Source organism: Streptomyces kurssanovii (assembly GCF_040677245.1).
Taxonomy (GTDB): domain Bacteria; phylum Actinomycetota; class Actinomycetes; order Streptomycetales; family Streptomycetaceae; genus Streptomyces; species Streptomyces kurssanovii.
The window spans coordinates 43,521-61,163 of sequence record NZ_JBFAQK010000003.1 but is presented as its reverse complement, the minus strand read 5'-3'; the positions used below and the strand labels follow the sequence as shown (position 1 = coordinate 61,163).

13 protein-coding genes and 2 CRISPR repeat arrays (1 of these 15 cut by a window edge) are annotated in these 17,643 nt (G+C 69.6%); all 13 genes read left to right on the top strand.

The window, feature by feature from the left end; all coding sequences use genetic code 11:
- The first annotated feature begins 100 nt into the window (after positions 1-100).
- The 13 genes from AB0K36_RS03990 (at position 101) to cas2e (ending at position 16,628) form a co-directional block, all read left to right on the top strand.
- Positions 101-1,075, top strand: coding sequence for a quinone oxidoreductase family protein (locus AB0K36_RS03990; RefSeq protein ID WP_364587888.1), 975 nt, complete (start codon positions 101-103; stop codon positions 1,073-1,075).
- Positions 1,076-1,115: 40 nt separating this feature from the next.
- Positions 1,116-2,030, top strand: coding sequence for a TauD/TfdA dioxygenase family protein (locus AB0K36_RS03985; RefSeq protein WP_364587885.1), 915 nt, complete (start codon positions 1,116-1,118; stop codon positions 2,028-2,030).
- A 105-nt stretch (positions 2,031-2,135) separates the two neighbouring features.
- On the top strand, positions 2,136-3,419 hold the full coding sequence (locus tag AB0K36_RS03980; RefSeq protein WP_364587883.1) for an MFS transporter: 1,284 nt from the start codon (positions 2,136-2,138) through the stop codon (positions 3,417-3,419).
- The gene (locus AB0K36_RS03975) at positions 3,416-4,024 is read left to right on the top strand and encodes an RBBP9/YdeN family alpha/beta hydrolase (protein ID WP_364587880.1); all 609 of its coding nucleotides are present in this window, start codon (positions 3,416-3,418) and stop codon (positions 4,022-4,024) included. Before AB0K36_RS03980 ends, AB0K36_RS03975 begins: the two co-directional genes overlap by 4 nt.
- A gap of 382 nt (positions 4,025-4,406) precedes the next feature.
- On the top strand, positions 4,407-5,234 hold the full coding sequence (locus tag AB0K36_RS03970) for a YhjD/YihY/BrkB family envelope integrity protein (RefSeq protein WP_364587877.1): 828 nt from the start codon (positions 4,407-4,409) through the stop codon (positions 5,232-5,234).
- A gap of 105 nt (positions 5,235-5,339) precedes the next feature.
- Positions 5,340-6,954: direct repeats of the CRISPR family, unit length 29 nt; unit sequence CGACTCACCTCCGCTCGCGCGGAGAGCAC.
- 227 nt (positions 6,955-7,181) lie between these two features.
- Entirely contained in the window at positions 7,182-9,998 is a 2,817-nt protein-coding gene (cas3, locus tag AB0K36_RS03965) for a CRISPR-associated helicase Cas3' (RefSeq protein ID WP_364587874.1), read from the top strand.
- Positions 9,999-10,182: 184 nt separating this feature from the next.
- Positions 10,183-11,787: a type I-E CRISPR-associated protein Cse1/CasA gene (casA, locus tag AB0K36_RS03960; RefSeq protein ID WP_364587871.1), complete on the top strand. Its 1,605-nt coding sequence runs from the start codon at positions 10,183-10,185 to the stop codon at positions 11,785-11,787.
- Positions 11,784-12,527: a type I-E CRISPR-associated protein Cse2/CasB gene (gene casB, locus AB0K36_RS03955; protein ID WP_364587868.1), complete on the top strand. Its 744-nt coding sequence runs from the start codon at positions 11,784-11,786 to the stop codon at positions 12,525-12,527. Before casA ends, casB begins: the two co-directional genes overlap by 4 nt.
- 71 nt (positions 12,528-12,598) lie before the next feature.
- Positions 12,599-13,783 (top strand): type I-E CRISPR-associated protein Cas7/Cse4/CasC, encoded by a 1,185-nt coding sequence (gene cas7e / locus AB0K36_RS03950; RefSeq protein WP_364587865.1) that lies wholly within the window; start codon positions 12,599-12,601, stop codon positions 13,781-13,783.
- Complete coding sequence (gene cas5e, locus AB0K36_RS03945) at positions 13,780-14,643, top strand: type I-E CRISPR-associated protein Cas5/CasD (RefSeq protein ID WP_364587862.1); 864 nt, start codon at positions 13,780-13,782, stop codon at positions 14,641-14,643. Before cas7e ends, cas5e begins: the two co-directional genes overlap by 4 nt.
- Complete coding sequence (gene cas6e / locus AB0K36_RS03940) at positions 14,640-15,302, top strand: type I-E CRISPR-associated protein Cas6/Cse3/CasE (RefSeq protein ID WP_364587860.1); 663 nt, start codon at positions 14,640-14,642, stop codon at positions 15,300-15,302. Before cas5e ends, cas6e begins: the two co-directional genes overlap by 4 nt.
- A gap of 71 nt (positions 15,303-15,373) precedes the next feature.
- On the top strand, positions 15,374-16,291 hold the full coding sequence (gene cas1e, locus AB0K36_RS03935; RefSeq protein WP_364588406.1) for a type I-E CRISPR-associated endonuclease Cas1e: 918 nt from the start codon (positions 15,374-15,376) through the stop codon (positions 16,289-16,291).
- Positions 16,292-16,316: 25 nt separating this feature from the next.
- Positions 16,317-16,628, top strand: a complete 312-nt coding sequence (gene cas2e, locus AB0K36_RS03930; protein WP_364587857.1) for a type I-E CRISPR-associated endoribonuclease Cas2e — start codon at positions 16,317-16,319, stop codon at positions 16,626-16,628.
- An 18-nt stretch (positions 16,629-16,646) separates the two neighbouring features.
- Positions 16,647-17,643: a CRISPR direct-repeat array (repeat unit 29 nt; unit sequence GTGCTCTCCGCGCGAGCGGAGGTGAGTCG) (it continues 1,108 nt past the right edge of the window).

Here is a 17,643-nt window from a genome sequence, read left to right as displayed (position 1 = left end):
CGCGCCCGGCGCGTTTCCGAGCCCCATGAGGCCGCCGGGGCCGGCCCCCGGCACCGGCGGTCCCTTCTCCTCCTCACCTCACGAACAACGGAGTACGCCCATGGCTCACGCCATCCGCTTCAAGGAGACCGGCGGTCCCGAGGTCCTGCGCCGGGAAGAGGTCGTCGTCGGCGACCCCGGTCCGGGCGAGGTACGGATCCGGCACGAAGCCGTCGGACTCAACTTCGCCGACACCTACTTCCGCAGTGGCCTGTATCCCGCGACGCTGCCCGCCGGACTGGGCGTCGAGGCCGCGGGTGTGGTCGAGGCGGTGGGCGAGGGGGTCACCCACGTCGCCGAGGGCGACCGGGTCACGTACACCGGGAGCCCGCTCGGTGCCTACAGCACGGAACGGGTGATGCCCGCCGACTCCCTGATCCGGCTGCCGGAGGGCATCGGCTTCGAGACCGCGGCTGCGATGACCATGCGCGGACTCACCTCCGCGTACCTGCTGCGCAGGATCCACCCGCTGGAGGCCGGCGACACGATCCTGCTGACCGCGGCGGCGGGAGGCGTCGGCCTCATCGTCTGCCAGTGGGCCAAGCTGCTCGGGCTGAACGTCATCGGCACCGTCTCCACCGAGGAGAAGGCCGAGCTCGCCCGCGCCCACGGCTGCGACCACGTCATCCACTACAAGCGCGAGAACGTGGCCGAGCGGGTCCGCGAACTGACCGAGGGCGCCGGGGTCCCCGTCGCCTTCGACAGCGTCGGCAGGACCACGTACGCCGCCTCGCTCGCCTCGCTGCGGCGTCGCGGGCTGCTGGTCTGCTTCGGTACGGCCTCCGGGCCCGTCCCACCCATCGACGCCATGCAACTGGCCGTCAGCGGCTCCCTGTTCGTCACCCGGCCCGCGCTCGCCGACTACATCGCCGACCCCGCCGAGCGGGCCGAACTCGCGGGCGAGCTCTTCGAGCACGTCGCCTCCGGACGCATAGCCATCGAGATCAACCAGCGCTACGCGCTCGAGGACGCCGTCGAGGCGCACCGCGAGCTGGAAGCGGGACGGACCACGGGATCGTCCGTCTTCGTCCTCTGAGCCCTCACGCGCACCACCACCCTCTCGAGGAGGAAGCACCATGGAAAAGACTGTCGCCCCTCTGCAGGGCGCGCCCGCGTCGGTGCGTGCCCACTCCCGCGGCTCGATCAAGGTCGAGCCGCTGACCTGCACCATCGGCGCCGAACTCTCCGGCGTGAACCTTGGCGACGCCTCGCGCGACGACGGCCTGGTCGCCGAGATCAGGGCCCTGCTCCTGCAGTACAAGGTGCTGTTCCTGCGGGACCAGGACATCACCCGCGCCGAACACGTCGCCTTCGCCGAGCGCTTCGGCCCGCTGGAGGACCACCCGGTCGCCGGCAGCGACCCCGACCACCCCGGCCTCGTCCGCATCTACAAGGAACTGGACAGCGCGCCCGAGCACTACGAGAACGCGCTCCACACCGACGCCACCTGGCGCGAGAACCCGCCCATGGGCGCCGTGCTGCGCTGCATCGAGTCGCCCCCGGTGGGCGGAGACACGATCTGGGTCAACATGGCCGAGGCCTACAGCCGCCTCCCGGAGCACATCAAGACGCAGATCCACGATCTGCGCGCGCGGCACAGCATCGAGGCCACCTTCGGCGCCGTCATGCCGCAGGAGAAGCGTCACGCGCTCAAGGCGCGGTTCCCCGACGCGGAACACCCGGTGGTGCGCACCCACCCCGAGACCGGCGAACAGATCCTCTTCGTCAACGCCTTCACCACGCACTTCGTCAACTACCACACGCCCGGGAACGTCCGCTTCGGGCAGGACTACGCCCCCGGCGCGGGCCTGCTGCTGAACTACCTGATCAGCCAGGCCGCGGTGCCCGAGTACCAGGTGCGCTGGCGCTGGACGCCGAACAGCGTCGCCATCTGGGACAACCGCTCCACCCAGCACTACGCCGTCCAGGACTACTGGCCCGCCGTCCGCCGGATGGAGCGCGCCGGGATCGTCGGCGACAGGCCGTTCTGACCCTTTCCTTTTCCGTCAAGAGCAGTTGAGGTGATGACAATGGGGTTTCTCACCACTGCGGAACCCGCCCCGGGCAGAACCGGTGCCGGTTCCTCGGAGTGGCCCGTGTCCCGGCGCTATGCCTGGGCCGTCTTTGCACTGAGTTTCGGGCTCCTGCTCTCGGACTACATGTCCCGGCAGGTCCTCAACGCCGTCTTCCCGATGCTGAAGGCCGACTGGCTGCTGTCGGACGCCCGGCTGGGCTCCCTCAGCGGCATCGTGGCGCTGATGGTCGGTCTGCTCACCTTCCCCCTCTCGCTGCTGGCCGACCGGTGGGGCAGGGTCAGATCGCTGGTCATCGCGGCCACGATGTGGAGCCTGGCGACCCTCGGCTGCGCCGTGGCGGCGACCTACGGCCAGATGTTCGTCGGCCGGCTCTTCGTCGGCATCGGTGAGGCCGCGTACGGCAGCGTCGGCATCGCCGTGGTCCTCAGCGTCTTCCCGCGCGCCCTGCGGGCCACGCTCTCCGGAGCCTTCATCGCCGGCGGGGCCTTCGGCTCGGTCCTGGGCATATCCATCGGCGGCGCCGTGGCCCAGGCATACGGCTGGCGTTGGGCGTTCGCCGTGATGGGCGTCTTCGGCCTGGTGCTCGCGGGCGTCTACGCCGTCGTCGTCACGGAGAAGCGGCTGGCCCCGCGACAGGATCCGGTCGAGGGCAGGGCCGGCGTCGGGGCGCCCGACCGCCTTCGCGTGCTCCTCCCACGGCTGTTCTCCTCCGTCTCCGTGATCAGCGCCTACATCGGCAGCGGTCTGCAGTTGTTCACCGCGGGGGCCCTGATCGCCTGGCTGCCCAGCTACTTCAACCGCTACTACGACATGCCCACCGCCCAGGCCGGCGCGACCGCGGGCCTCTTCGCCCTGGTGATCGGAATCGGCATGATCGCCGGCGGAATCGCCTCGGACCGGTTCAGCCGGCGCGCCCCGATCCGCAAGTGGACCGTCGCCATCGGTTGCAGCGTCGGCTCTCTCGTCCTGCTGATGACCGCGTTCCGCCTGCCGGCCGGCCCGACACAGTTGCTGATGCTGGCGCTCGGAGCCCTGCTGTGCGCCGGAACGGCCGGGCCGGGGGCCGCCATGGTGGCCAACCTGACCCCCCCGGCCATCGCGGCGACGGCGTTCGCCACACTCACGCTGGCCCAGAGCCTGCTCGGACTGGCCCCCGGCCCCGCGGTCACCGGGGCGCTCGCGGACCGGCTCGGTCTGCTCGGCGCGCTCCAGCTCGTCCCGCTCGTGTCGATCGCGGCCACCGGGGCCCTTCTGGTCGGCCGCCACCGGTACGAGCGCGATCTCCACCGTCTCACCCGACCCGTCGCGACGACGGAGCCCGCGGAACCGGAGGCGTCCTCATGACGCGAACCTCGAAGCCCACGATCGTGATCGTTCCCGGCATGCGGGACCACGTCGAGGATCACTGGCAGACCATCCTCGCCGAGCAGCTCCGTCATGCCGGCCGCACCGTCCACATCGTCCCCCCGCCGGCGCGGAACCGTCTCAGCCGCGACGCCCACGTCGCCAACGTGGTCGAGGTGATGGCGCAGATCACCGGGCCGGTCGTGATCGTCGCCCACAGCGCGGGCGTCATGACCACGGTGCAGTGGGCTCAGTGGCACGACGCGGACGTCCGGGGCGCACTGCTGGCCACGCCCCCGGACTTCGAGACGCCGCTGCCGGACGGCTACCCCACTCCCGACGAGCTGGCGACGTACGGCTGGACACCGGTGCCCCGGAAGCCGCTGCCCTTCCCCAGCATCGTCGCGGTGAGTTCGAACGATCCCCTGGCGTCCCTGGACCGCGTCGCCGAACTCGCTCGGGGATGGGAAAGCCGCCTGGTGGAACTCGGCCCAGTCGGACACCTCAACCCCGCCTCGGGACATGGTCCGTGGTTCCAGGCCGAGGAGCTCGTCGAGGCACTCGCAGACGGCTGGTGCCATGCGGGCCCCCGGCCGGCCTCATAGGCCGCCGCGCTCGGACTCCGTACGACAACAGCATGTGCGGAGCGTGATCCGCACCCCGCGCACTTGCCTGGCACCACTGACAGCAGCCCCCGGCCGCAGGGTCCGGGGGCTGCCGGTCCTGTACCGCACGGAACGGTGGGCTCTCACGCCTCCGCGTATGCCTTCAGGACGTCGGCCTCACCCTGGTCGACGGCCAGGCGGCTGCGCGGCTTCGTGGCGGTCCGTTCCCCGGCTCCCGACGCCAGTGGCGCGCGGAGTGCACCGCATGATCAGCTTGAGCGATGGTACGGGGCAGCTTGCCCTTCACGCTCGCCTGCCGCCCGCGGCTCGCCCTCGGACGTGTCCCGCACATCGCCCGGACCGCAGCGGTTCACTTGATTCCATGACACGCAACAGTCCGCGAGCGCGTCGCAGGACCACTCTGGACCGGCAGAGGCAGGCTGCCGCCCGGCGCTTCCGGGACAGCCAGGCAGGCATGGTGTGGAGTCGGCTCTCGGCGGTCGATTTCTTCAGCAACTGTTTCCAGCTCGCCGCGCTTTCACTGCTGTGCTTCTTCCCCTTCCTCATTGTCGTCACGGCCGCGGCCGGCCGTGACGCCGCCACCGCGGTCGCCGGCTGGCTGGGGCTCAACCGGCAGGCGGCCCAAGCTGTGGCATCACTCTTCGCCGGCGGCGAGGACCTTGGATCCCTCACGATGACGAGCGCCTGCCTGCTGATCGTCGGTGCCGTGGCCGTCGCCGGCACCCTGCAGAGCTGGTACCAGAGGCTTTTCGATGTCCCGCACCGCGGCTGGCGGGACATTCCGGCTCAGCTCTGCTGGCTCGCGATCCTGCTGGCCTACTGCTCCGCGCAGGCCGTAGCCGGCAGAGCGCTCGAGGGGCCGGTGCTGCGGAGCCTGTTCGGTCTCGGCGTGGCGACGTGCTTCTGGTGGGCGACCATGTACGTACTGCTGGTTCCCGCCATGCGGTGGCGCACTCTCCTGCCCCCGGCCGCCGTCACGGCTGTGTGCTGGACGGGCCTGGGCGTCTTCTCCGCCCGCTTCTTCTCCGCGGCGATCGTGGAGAACAACGAGAGTTACGGCCCCATCGGTGTCGTCATGGTCATTCTGTCCTGGCTGGTGGCGGTAGGGGTGGTCATCCATCTGGGAGCCGTCGTCGGTCGCCTGTACCTTGAGCGCCGTTCCGGGCAGGGCTCCCGGCTGCGTCACTGACAGCACCACCTTCAGCAGGGCGGACGGGCTCGTGGTGGTCCGGCAGCGCGCCGGCGGCCGCGGTGAGGACGACGTCACCGGATCGCCCTACGCCATGGTCAACATCGACTCACCTCGGCTCGCGCTGAGAGCACATGGTCCCGATGCCGTTGAGGACGCTGCCGTACGACTCACCTCCGCTCGCGCGGAGAGCACCAGTTCTGCCGCCAGGTGGCCGGGTCGGTGTACGACTCACCTCCGCTCGCGCGGAGAGCACTCCTCGTCGTCCGCGAGGTACTGGCCGAACGCCGACTCGCCTCCGCTCGCGCGGAGAGCACGACTCGGGCCAGGGCGGCCCGCGCGATCGTCGCGACTCACCTCCGCTCGCGCGGAGAGCACTGGAGCCCGAAGTCATCGAGCCAGTGGAGGACCGACTCACCTCCGCTCGCGCGGAGAGCACGACTCCCGGGCGGCCAGTTCGCGGGCGCGGCGCGACTCACCTCCGCTCGCGCGGAGAGCACTCCATGGCGCCCGACTCGAACGCCTCGGTCATCGACTCACCTCCGCTCGCGCGGAGAGCACGCCACGGCCGACCGGCCCGCCCGCCTCCGGGCCGACTCACCTCCGCTCGCGCGGAGAGCACTGCCACAGCGGGAGGTTGTTGCCGTCCTTCAGCGACTCACCTCCGCTCGCGCGGAGAGCACCTTGGTCGTGCGCGCGGTTCTCCCGCACGATGCGACTCACCTCCGCTCGCGCGGAGAGCACACGCAGGAGCCCACCGTCGAACAGCAGAAGGACGACTCACCTCCGCTCGCGCGGAGAGCACCTCGTCGAGGGTCCTGCCGTTGCGCTTGAGCGCGACTCACCTCCGCTCGCGCGGAGAGCACCCGCGACAGTTCGTACTTGACTCGCCCGCGTCCGACTCACCTCCGCTCGCGCGGAGAGCACCTGGACGCGTAGCTGTTGGTGCCGGCCACGAACGACTCACCTCCGCTCGCGCGGAGAGCACACTGGAAGCAGTGGCCCGACGGAATCGCTGAGCGACTCACCTCCGCTCGCGCGGAGAGCACGCCATGTCCAAGAACCTCACCCAAGCGGTGATCGACTCACCTCCGCTCGCGCGGAGAGCACTGTGATGCGGCCACACCACCCATCCGCGCGGCCGACTCACCTCCGCTCGCGCGGAGAGCACGTGGCCGGGACAGCGACTATCTCCGTCACGGCCGACTCACCTCCGCTCGCGCGGAGAGCACTGGTCTTCGGAAGACAATTCCGCGTTGACGTGCGACTCACCTCCGCTCGCGCGGAGAGCACCGGTTCATCTCGCAGAGCAGCGCCTGCTGCAGCGACTCACCTCCGCTCGCGCGGAGAGCACTCCACACCCAGAGGAGGAGCCGTGACCCCCGCCGACTCACCTCCGCTCGCGCGGAGAGCACTTGTGCACGGCGACGACGGTGATGACGCAGTCCGACTCACCTCCGCTCGCGCGGAGAGCACTTACGGGGGCGGGTGAACACGGGACGGGACTCCGACTCACCTCCGCTCGCGCGGAGAGCACCTGCACCGCGGTGGCTGCTCCATGTACAAGGGCGACTCACCTCCGCTCGCGCGGAGAGCACCCGATAAAACTCACGTGCTCGCCGCTCTTGTACGACTCACCTCCGCTCGCGCGGAGAGCACTCGATGTCCTCCCGGGGGGTGCCGCCCACCATCGACTCACCTCCGCTCGCGCGGAGAGCACCCTTCGCGACCTGCCCTTATCTCAGCCCTTTGCAGTTCCTTTGCCGAGTCTCGTCGCGCATGCTTCTCGATTCATCGCCGTTGCCGCAGCGAGTGTAGAGCCCGCCCCTCAAGTCTCCATGACCTCATGCAATTTGGGGCCCGTTGTCAGTGGCGAGTGCTATCTCTGAGCGCATGGTGAAGCGCGACCGGGCGGGAGCCCCGAGGGGCTGTGTTCTGGATGTTCGTATGTGGGGCAAGGAGAGCGGGCTGTCGCGGCCGTATCCGGTGATGTGCCATCTCCTCGACACTGGGGCGGTGTTCCAGCAGCTTTGGGATGTCGTTCTGAGCGAGGAGGCCCAGGAGGCCATAGCCGGTGCGCTCGGTCTGAGCGTGGTGGAGGGACGCACGACAGTCTCGTTCTGGGCCGGCTTGCACGACCTCGGGAAAATCACTCCGCCGTTCCAGGCTCAGGTCTCCGCCTGTTACGGACCAGTTCGCGATGACCCCGCCTACGTCAGCGCGCCAGGCGCCGAGGCGGAGAAGAGCTTCCGCCACGAGATCGCATCCCACTGGGCCCTTTGCGAGCTGTTCGAGGCGGCGGGCTATCCCGGCGGTGGGCGTCTGCTCCGGAAGTCCGTGGGTCATCAGGTCGCCCAGTTGCTGGGCGGCCATCATGGCCTTTTCGGGGAGGTGTTGCAGGCCAAGAAGATGGCTCAGGCTGCCAACTACAACCCCGGTCTGGGGAAGGAAGGGTGGGCCGGCCAGCGGCTGGCGCACTTCAAGGAGCTTCGGCGGGCCATGGGTGCCTTCGCGGTTCCTCTACGGGGGCTGCCGGCCGGGCTGGCCGTGGTGGTGACCGGCTTGGTCGTGGTGGCGGACTGGCTGGCCAGCCAGACGTCCGCGATCGAGACGCGAATCCCCGGCCCTGGCTGGTCGGGTACCGCGGCGGAGGTGGATGCGCACTGGCAAGCCGCGGTGGCGGCTGCGCCGGGGTTGGTGGGGGCGGCACGGTTGGGCCGGGCCAGCTTCTCGGCCGAGAAGTTCAGTGCGATGTTTCCCTTCGCCCCGAACAGTCTGCAGCAGGATCTCGCGGAGCATCTTCCCGGGTTGGTCGGCGAGCACGGGCCTGGTCTGGTGCTGGTGACGGCCCCGACCGGCGACGGCAAGACGGAGGCCGCGTTATTCGCGGCCTCGCTGCTGGGGCGGGCGGCGGGGGCCCGGGGACTGTACTTCGCGCTGCCGACGATGGGTACGGCGGACGCGATGCTGCCGCGGGTCGAGGCGTTCGCTTCTCGGGCTCTTTCCGGGGAGCGTGCGTTGATGTTGTTGCACTCGATGGCCTGGTTGAGTTCCGCCGGCAGCGGGGACAAGTGGGCCTCGTTCGAAGGCCCGTTCAACAAGGGTTCAGTGAGTGCTGAGACTGGGACGGTCGTCGAGGCGGACGGGTGGCTGCGCGGTGCGAAGCGGGGGCTGCTCGCCCCGCTGGGCGTGGGCACGATCGACCAAGCCCTGAGTGCTGTGCTGCCTCTGCGGTACAACGCGCTCCGGCTGTTCGGGCTGTCGGACAAGGTATTCGTGGTTGATGAGGCGCATGCCTACGGTCCATGGATGCACCAGCTTCTCGTCCGACTGCTGGAGTGGCTGGGCGCGATGGGCGCCCCCGTGGTGCTGTTGTCGGCGACGCTGACGGGCCGTTCGGCCGGCTCGTTGGTCGACGCGTACCGGCATGGTGCCGGATTCTCCGAACCGTCCTGTGTTGTTCCGCGGTATCCCGGCTGGCTGTTCGCAAGCGGGGGCTCGGGAGAGGTGTCGGCTGCTCGAGGTACCGCGAGCAACCGTGTCCGGAAGTTGAAGGTGTCGCGGCGGCCGGTGGTGTGGGACACCGCGGAGTCTGCCGGTGCGCCGGTCCGGGAGGGCGGGCGGCGGGCGGCGCTGCGGGAGGTACTGGCTCCCGTCGCCGCAGAGGGCGGTACGGCATTGGTGTGCTGCACGACTGTGGCGGAGGCCCAGCAAACGTACAGGGACGTGCGTGCGGCATTCCCTGACCTCGCGGCGCGCCCCGGTGGGGTGCGGTTGCTGCACTCCCGGTTCCCGGCGGATGTACGGGCCACCATCACCGCCCGCTGCGAGACCGCGTACGGCAAGCCCCGGCCCTCCGAAGAAGCGGTTACGGCGCGCCCGGCGTCGGTGCTGGTGGCGACGCAGGTGGTGGAGCAGTCCCTGGACCTCGACTTCGACCTGGTGGTGAGCGACCTTGCCCCGCTGGCGCAACTGCTGCAGCGCGCCGGGCGCGGGCGACGCCACGAACGAGGCCCGCTCGGCCGGCCGGGGTGGGCGGCGGTGGAAGACGAACCGGAACTGGTGGTACTCGATCCGCTGGCCGCACCCGACGGCTCCGTTCCGCGCTCATGGGGGACGGTCTATGACGCGGGTCTGCTGGTACGCACCTCTCTGATCCTTGCGGAGTGCGCCCGGGACGGCATCGCGGTTCCCAGTGGTGTGCAGCGGTTGGTGGACGAGGTGTACGAGGAAGGCTTCGTCGACCGGCTGGACGGCGCGGCCCGCGAGGAGCTGGCCCGGCTGGACGAGGAGCGATGGGCCGGTGAGGCGGCCGAGCGGCATCTGGCGGCCTGGACCGGCATCTGCGCGCCTGCGGACGTGAAGGGGGATCTCAGCAAGCTGTCGCTGCGGGAGGCGGGGGTGACCGAGGAGTTGCTGACCACCCGTCTTGGTGCCGATACCGGCAGGGTTCTCTGCCTGTACGAACAGGCAGACCGGACGGTGACGCTCGACCCCGAAGGGAAGACCCCGGTCCCTGCCGGGGGCCGCCACCGCCTCGCAGTAGCGGAGCTGGCCGACGTCGCTCGGCGGACGGCGCCCGTGCCGGGGCGATGGCTACGGGGCGAAGAACCCGGGGGCGCCGTCCCGGAGAAGTGGGGCACGCATCCCTCGCTCCGCGACCTCGTACTGCTGCGTATGAGCCCTGTCGGGGGCCGTACATGGAGGTGCCGCCACGGGCGTTACACGCTCTCGATATCCGAAGTCGGCCTCGAAGCAGAGTGACTTCTTCACGTTTCGATCACTCTTCTCACACGTCTCCGCTACTTTCCAAGTACAGCCGCCTCTAGCCGAGTTGTCGTCGGCCCGTCATGCACCGGAGAGCCCTCTCGAAGTCGCCGACAGCATGCGCGGCGAGGTGCGCCGGCTCCCGTCCCCAGCACTGCCTGACCGACGACAGGACGAATCCATGCCGACAGGCACGTACAACCTGATCGACCAACCGTGCGTCCCCGTACGGTGGAAACCCGGCGCCTCTACCGAAGGCGAGCTCCCGGACCGGGTCGGTCTGCGTGAGCTCCTGCTGCGCAGCCACGACATCGAGTCCCTCGCCGTCGCCGACGCGCCCGCGCACGCGGCGCTGCTCCGCATCCTCTACGCGCTCACCGCCAGGGTTGCCGGCCTGACCGAGCAGGGCCCTGAAGGCGACTGGGACGAACGCCGGCTGGACGTTCTCGACGCCAGCCGGCTCCCGGCGGCAGAGGTCGATGCGTACTTCAGGATGTTCGAGGACCGGTTCTTCCTCTTCGCCCCTGGGGGTCGGCCGTGGATGCAGGATCCCCGGCTTGCAGACCAGTGCGACGCCACGAACACGGCCGGCGTCAACAAGCTCATTGTTACCCGCCCTTCGGGCAACAACCACTCCTGGTTCCGGCACGACTCCGACACAGCGGCCGTGCCGCCCACCGCGTCCGAAGCCTTCCTCGGTCTCTTGGTGTGGCACTACTACGGCCCGGCCGGGCGCTGTTCCTCACGCGAGGTGAACGGGGTGAAGAGCGCGAGCGCCAAGGCAGGCCCCCTGCGGACGGCCCTGTCCTATCACCCGGAAGGAAGTTCCCTCTTCGAGACGTTGCTTGCCGGCCTCGTGCCGCCGGAGGCCGGCGTGTCTGAAAAGGAGGACCTGTGCCCATGGGAACAAGAGGAGCTGCCCGATCCGGACAACCCACCGAGAGTCTCTCGTGGGCCGCGCTCTCGGCACACCGGTCGCTCCCAGCACGCACTGCTCCTCATCCCGGACGAGGACAGCACCCATGTGAGGGACGCGTTCATCACCTGGGCGTACCCGGGCGAGCGGATGCCGCGTGAGGACGACTACCTGATCTGGCAGGTAAGCCAGCAGGGCAACCGCTACCCTCGCCCCGCCAACGCCGGCCGTGCGCTGTGGCGGGACCTGGACGCCCTGCTGCTCCAGCACCCGCCCGCCGGCAGCGCCCACCCGCAGCAGCCTCGCGTGTTCCGCAGTGCGGTCGAGGTTTCCGAGGACCTGCGGGTGCGGGCACTGGGCTTCGACCAGGAAGGGCAGGCCAAGGACACACAGTTCATCGACGCGAGCACCCCGGCCGTCCTCGGGTTCGCCGAGCGCAACGACGCCCGTACTGTCCCGGCGGTCGGCCGCCTTCGGCAGCTCGGCGAATTGTACGGACGCCGCCTCGACCGAGCGGTCAAACGCGCTTGGGCTGCTTACACCAGGGACGCCAAAGCAGATGGCGCGGCTTGGGCCGCGGAGGCCGGCGCACGGTACTGGCCGTGCGCCGAGGCGGAGTTCTGGGCACGGTTCCGCCTCCTGGACCGCACCGGCGACGTCGCCGACGGCGGTTTCGAACCAGCAGCCACCCGTCGGGCGTTCCTGCGTCTGGCCGAGGAGGCGTACGACGCGGTGACTGAACCCGTCACCCGCACCGTGCGCGGTGCGAAGGCCGTGTCGCAGGCCCGCATCGACCTCTACGGCGGAATTCCGAAGAACCGGGCGACCGAACCCGGCCGCCGCTCGACGACCAAGGAGCCCACCGGATGACGAACACACCCTCACCGGCCACCCGAGGAACCACCGATCTGCCGGATACGGCGATCGGCCGGATTCCGCAGCAGAGCGGCACACGGCAGGCCGGCCGCTCCCGCGCGTACACCAGCTGGGTCGAACAGGTCTGCCGCGAAGACGCAGGCGCCCGCAGCGCGCTGCGGAGCGGGCTGCGGAAGGATCTCGACTCGGTTCGGCGCATGCACCGCCTGGTCGCCCCGTGGCTGCCCGAACAGCGCTCCGCGGACGTTGAGCGGGCGTACTACACGGTTGCCGCCATGATCGCGGCCCAGCCTCGCAGCGCACTGGCAGCGCCGGAGCAAACAACCGCCGTTCCGGGAAGGCCCGATGACGAGGAGTCTTCCCGCAGTGCACGGCGGCGACGCGCCAGCATCGGCACGTCATTCGCCACCGCCGTCACCGAAGGCCCGCGCCGGGAGAAGGAAATGCGGGCAGGCACCGCCGAGAGCCGCCTCAATCTCCTTACCCGCCAAAGTGTCACGGGCCTGCACCGGCACCTCCCCGCCTCCGTCGGATACCTGCGCTCGCTGGGCGTGGACATCGACTGGGGACAGCTGCTCGACGATCTCGGCAACTGGCGCAACCACTCCGGGCGTATCTCCCGCACCTGGCTCCAGGACTTCTACCGGCTGCGGGACAAGGACATCGCACGCCAGGCAGCCGACGCCGACGAGAAGGAACTCGCAGCACATTCGACAGTGCCCGCTTCCCGTTGACCGCGCCCACTGGCCACCTGAACCACGCAGCACGGCCATCGCGCGCATCCGTACAAAGGAGTAACACCAGCATGCTCATGCCGGCCCGCTTCATCGACATCCACATCATCCAGAGCGTCCCGTTCTCCAACCTGAACCGGGACGACACGAATTCGGTCAAGACCGTCCAGTACGGCAACGTGCTGCGCACCCGGGTTAGCAGCCAGTCCTGGAAGCGGGCCGTCCGTGGCGTGTTCGAGGACCGCATCGGCCAGGCGGCACTCCGTACCCGCCGCATCGGCGAGCGCGTCACCCGCCTCCTCGCCGAGGACCGCGAGTGGCCGCTGGATCTCGCCGAGAGGGCAGGGGCGCACACGGCCGCAGCCAGCAGCATCAAGTTCGAACTCGCCAAGAACCCGGCAGACACAAAGCAGAGCACCCCCAACAAGGTCCTCACCAACGCGATGGTCTACGTCCCCGAGACCGCCGTCGCCGAACTCGCCGACCTGGCCGAGGAGTACCGCGAGGCGCTGCAGGAAGCGAAGGACATCAAGAAGCCCGCCGACAAGAGCGTGCTGCCGGCCGACCGGGTGGAGTCGGTCCTGCGCTCCCGCAACGGCGTCATCAACCTCTTCGGCCGCATGCTCGCCGAGGTCGACAACGCCGGCGTCGACGGCGCCGTCCAGGTCGCCCACGCCCTCACCACCCACGAAACCGATGTCGAACTCGACTACTTCTCCGCCGTGGACGACGTCACCGCCACGTGGGGCGACCAGACCGGCAGCGGCCACATGGGCCACACCGAGTTCAGCGCCGGCACCTTCTACCGATACGCAACCATCGACCTCCGCGACCTCACCGCCAACATCGGTGAGAACCCCTCCGAGCTTCGCGAACTCACCACCGCCTTCCTCAGCGCGTTCATCCTCTCCCTGCCCCAGGCAAAGAAGAACTCCACCGCTCCCCACACGATCCCCGACCTCGCCCACATCTCCGTACGCGCCGACCGGCCCCTCTCCTACGCCGCCGCGTTCGAACGCCCCGTCGCCGCGTCCGGGCAGGGCGGCTATGCCGACGCCTCCCGCGCCACCCTCTCCGAGTACGCCGAGGCCGCCAATCGTCTCCTGGGCACCAGCGGCATCCTCGACTCCGGCTGGGCCGGCGTCGACGCCAAGGACCTCGACGGACTCGGCACCCGCCACACCGGCTTCGACGCCCTCATCGGCGCCGCCCTCGACAGCGCTCTGACCGCATGGCCCGCCGGAAACGCGGCATGAACGCCCTTCTCCCCGCTCCCGAGCCGGGGCTTCTGCTCCGCCTGACCGGGCCCCTCCAGTCCTGGGGCCTGCACAGCCACTTCAACGAACGCGACACCGCCGCCTTTCCCACCCGCTCAGGTGTCATCGGCATGCTCGCCTCCGCCCTCGGACGTCGCCGCGACCAGCCCGTCGACGACCTCACCGCACTGCGCATGACCGTACGCACCGACCGGCCCGGCGTGATGCTGCGCGACCTGCACACCGTCGGCGGCGGACTGCCGGCCAAAGCCACCGTGACCACAGCCGAAGGCAAGAAACGCACCGGCGACACGGGAACCCTCCTCACCCACCGCTACTACCTCGCCGACGCCGCCTTCACCATCGCCCTCACCACACCCGGGCCCAGCGACCAGGACCGCGTACTCCTCGACCGCTGCGCCGACGCCCTGCGCTCCCCCCAGTGGCCCCTCCACCTCGGCCGCCGCTCCTGCCCGCCCGAAGGCCCTCTACTGCTCGGACGCAGCGAGGACGCACTGCACCACCTCATCCACCTACCGCTCGCCGCCCGCCCGACACGCAACCCCCAGCCGGCAGGCAGGCCGGTGGAATTCCTGGCGGACCACCCCCTCGACCGCCTGCCCGCACCGGCCCACGCAACCAGCGACACAGACGAGGACGGCACCCACCCCTCCGGCGAACTCAACGACCAACCCGTCACCTACCACCCCCGCCAACGCGCCTACCGTGCCCGGCTGCTGTACCGGCGCTCCCTGCTCCTGCCTCACTCCCAGTTCGCCGGACTCGGAATTGAGCAGCTCACCGCCTTGGGCCACTACCTCGACACCCGACTGAACACCACAGAAGGGAGCCGACGATGACCCTCTGGCTCACCCGGCTCGTCCCCGATGCCCGCTCTCGGGACGCCCGCCGCGACCTCAGCGGCATGATCGGCATGCATCGCCGCGTCATGAGCCTCTTCCCGTCCGACGCCGGTCCCGAGGCCCGCGCGCGCTTCGGTGTCCTCTTCCGTACCGAGGACACCCCCGCCGGGCCGCACCTGCTCATCCAGTCCGCCCACGAACCCGACACCAGCCGCCTCCCCGACGACTACGGCACCGCCCTCACCCGCCCCCTCGACGCACTCATCGATGCCGTCCGTGCCGGCCTCACCATCCGATACCGCTGCGTCGCCAGCCCCGTCCGCAAACCCGGCGCCACCACCCGCGCCCTCTACAACCTCCCACCGGTCGTCCCGCTCGCCGGCGCGGCAGCGGACGAATGGTGGCTCCGCCAAGCAGACCTCGCCGGCCTCAAACCCCTCACCCACCACTCCCACCCCCTGGACGCCGTGCGCGGCGAACGCCGGCCGGACGACGCCCCGCCCCAGCGCATCCGCCACGCCCGCACCCAGTTCGACGGCACGGCCGCCATCATCGACGCCGACCTGCTCCGGGCAGCCATCCTCAACGGCATCGGACGCGGCAAGGCTTACGGCTGCGGGCTTCTCAGCATCGCCCCCGCGAGGCTACCCCAGTGACTCCACGTCCCTCTTCCAAGCCCTTCACCACCAGCAACGCCCGTCGCAAACTCGCCGCACCAACCGTCGCCATGCTTCCCCGCATCGCCGACTCCCTCTCCTTCCTCTACCTCGACATCGTCCGCATCCACCAGGACGACACCGGGGTCTGCGCGGAAGTCACCAGCGAACAACGAGGAACAGAAACCGTCTACCTCCCGACCGCAGCCCTCAGCTGCGTCCTCCTCGGCCCCGGCACCTCCATCACTGCACGCGCCCTCGCCACCTTCGCCAGAAACGGCACCACCGTGGTCACAACCGGATCAGGAGGCGTCCGCTGCTACTCCGCGGCCGTACCCGAATCCCTCACCACCCTCTGGCTCGAACACCAGACGCGCGCCTGGACCAGCGACACCCACCGCCTCGCCATCGCCCAGGCCATGTACGAGCTCCGCTTCGGAGACGGCACCGCGACCGGCGGAACCAACCTCGACAAGCTCCGCGGCATGGAAGGCCAACGCGTCAAAGCCCACTACCGACTCCTGGCCAACCAATACAAGATCGGCCGCTTCCGCCGGGCCTACGACCCCGCCTCCTGGGACAGCCAGGACCCCGTCAACCTCGCCCTGTCCTCCGCCAACACCTGCCTCTACGGCATCGTGCACGCCGCAATCACAGCGCTGGGCTGCTCCCCCGCCCTCGGCTTCGTCCACAGCGGCAACCAACAGGCCTTCGTCTACGACATCGCTGACCTCTATAAAGCCGAGCTCACCATCCCGCTCGCCTTCTCCCTCCACGCATCAACCAACCCCGAAGGCGAAGCCCGCCGCTCATTCCGCCACGAACTACGCCTCTTCCAGCTGCTCCCCCGCATCGTCACCGACATCCAGCAGCTCCTCGACCCCAACCGCACCTACGAATGTCCCGACCCTGAAGAGCAACTGGTCGATCTGTGGGACCCGGTGGCCGGCTCCGTACCCGCCGGCGTCAATCATGGGAATCAACTGTGACCGGCCCTCCGGAAGGGCACGGCCCATGTCCTCAATGATCGTCATCTCGGCCACCGCCGTTCCAGACCACCTACGCGGAGCCCTCACCCGCTGGCTCCTCGAAATCACACCCGAGCTGTACGTCGGTACCGTTTCCGCCCGAGTCCGCGACGAACTCTGGTCCGCCGTTGCCGCCTGCGCCGACGACGGCATGGCAGTCCTCGCCCACCCCGCCGACAACGAACAAGGCTTCCAACTACGAACAGCAGGTACCCGCCGCCGCGTCCCCGTCGACTTCGACGGCCTCACCCTGATCGCCTTCCAGCGCGAGAGTCAAGAGATGGCAAACCGCCTCTAACGCGCCAGGTCAGGAAGGGTGCTCTCCGCGCGAGCGGAGGTGAGTCGGCGAGGAACTGCACCGGCGCGGCAATGACCAAGTGCTCTCCGCGCGAGCGGAGGTGAGTCGATGCCGCGCTGCCGTTGACTTCCACGTGGAACGTGCTCTCCGCGCGAGCGGAGGTGAGTCGCCCCACTGGTGTCACCAAGACGCCGCGATACTGTGCTCTCCGCGCGAGCGGAGGTGAGTCGCCACCCACCGCGTACAGCGACGGCAAGGGCAAGTGCTCTCCGCGCGAGCGGAGGTGAGTCGCTGAGGACAGCTTTGCTGAGGATCAGGTTGAGGTGCTCTCCGCGCGAGCGGAGGTGAGTCGGCGATGTATCCGGCGGAGGCGGTCGAGCCGATGTGCTCTCCGCGCGAGCGGAGGTGAGTCGGCACACGAGGCCGCACGCGCACAGGCAGGGCAGTGCTCTCCGCGCGAGCGGAGGTGAGTCGTCGTCCTTCTTCGTCCAGCCGGTACCGCGGGGGTGCTCTCCGCGCGAGCGGAGGTGAGTCGGCCGCCAAGCGCGCCGAGGCCGCCGAGAAGCAGTGCTCTCCGCGCGAGCGGAGGTGAGTCGCCACCCGCGCACTGCAAGACATGAACCAGCAGGTGCTCTCCGCGCGAGCGGAGGTGAGTCGATCTTCCACGAGCTTCTGCGGGATCGGTACGTGTGCTCTCCGCGCGAGCGGAGGTGAGTCGGACCCACACGCCCCCAAGCTCGCCCGGCAGATGTGCTCTCCGCGCGAGCGGAGGTGAGTCGTGGACCCAGGACGTGAAGGACCGAGCGCTGTTGTGCTCTCCGCGCGAGCGGAGGTGAGTCGGCGGAGGCGCCGTGCCAGCACTGGAGAAGTCCGTGCTCTCCGCGCGAGCGGAGGTGAGTCGTGGCACCGGTTCAAGGTGCTCAACGTCAAGGGGTGCTCTCCGCGCGAGCGGAGGTGAGTCGTCGCTTGGCAAGGCTCAGGACAACGTCCACGCGTGCTCTCCGCGCGAGCGGAG

Coding starts and splice junctions, on each gene's coding strand:
- AB0K36_RS03990 (WP_364587888.1), top strand. CDS start 101: ATGGCTCACGCCATCCGCTTCAAGGAGACCGGCGGTCCCGAGGTCCTG.
- AB0K36_RS03985 (WP_364587885.1), top strand. CDS start 1,116: ATGGAAAAGACTGTCGCCCCTCTGCAGGGCGCGCCCGCGTCGGTGCGT.
- AB0K36_RS03975 (WP_364587880.1), top strand. CDS start 3,416: ATGACGCGAACCTCGAAGCCCACGATCGTGATCGTTCCCGGCATGCGG.
- AB0K36_RS03970 (WP_364587877.1), top strand. CDS start 4,407: ATGACACGCAACAGTCCGCGAGCGCGTCGCAGGACCACTCTGGACCGG.
- cas3 (WP_364587874.1), top strand. CDS start 7,182: ATGTGGGGCAAGGAGAGCGGGCTGTCGCGGCCGTATCCGGTGATGTGC.
- casA (WP_364587871.1), top strand. CDS start 10,183: ATGCCGACAGGCACGTACAACCTGATCGACCAACCGTGCGTCCCCGTA.
- casB (WP_364587868.1), top strand. CDS start 11,784: ATGACGAACACACCCTCACCGGCCACCCGAGGAACCACCGATCTGCCG.
- cas7e (WP_364587865.1), top strand. CDS start 12,599: ATGCTCATGCCGGCCCGCTTCATCGACATCCACATCATCCAGAGCGTC.
- cas5e (WP_364587862.1), top strand. CDS start 13,780: ATGAACGCCCTTCTCCCCGCTCCCGAGCCGGGGCTTCTGCTCCGCCTG.
- cas6e (WP_364587860.1), top strand. CDS start 14,640: ATGACCCTCTGGCTCACCCGGCTCGTCCCCGATGCCCGCTCTCGGGAC.
- cas1e (WP_364588406.1), top strand. CDS start 15,374: ATGCTTCCCCGCATCGCCGACTCCCTCTCCTTCCTCTACCTCGACATC.
- cas2e (WP_364587857.1), top strand. CDS start 16,317: ATGTCCTCAATGATCGTCATCTCGGCCACCGCCGTTCCAGACCACCTA.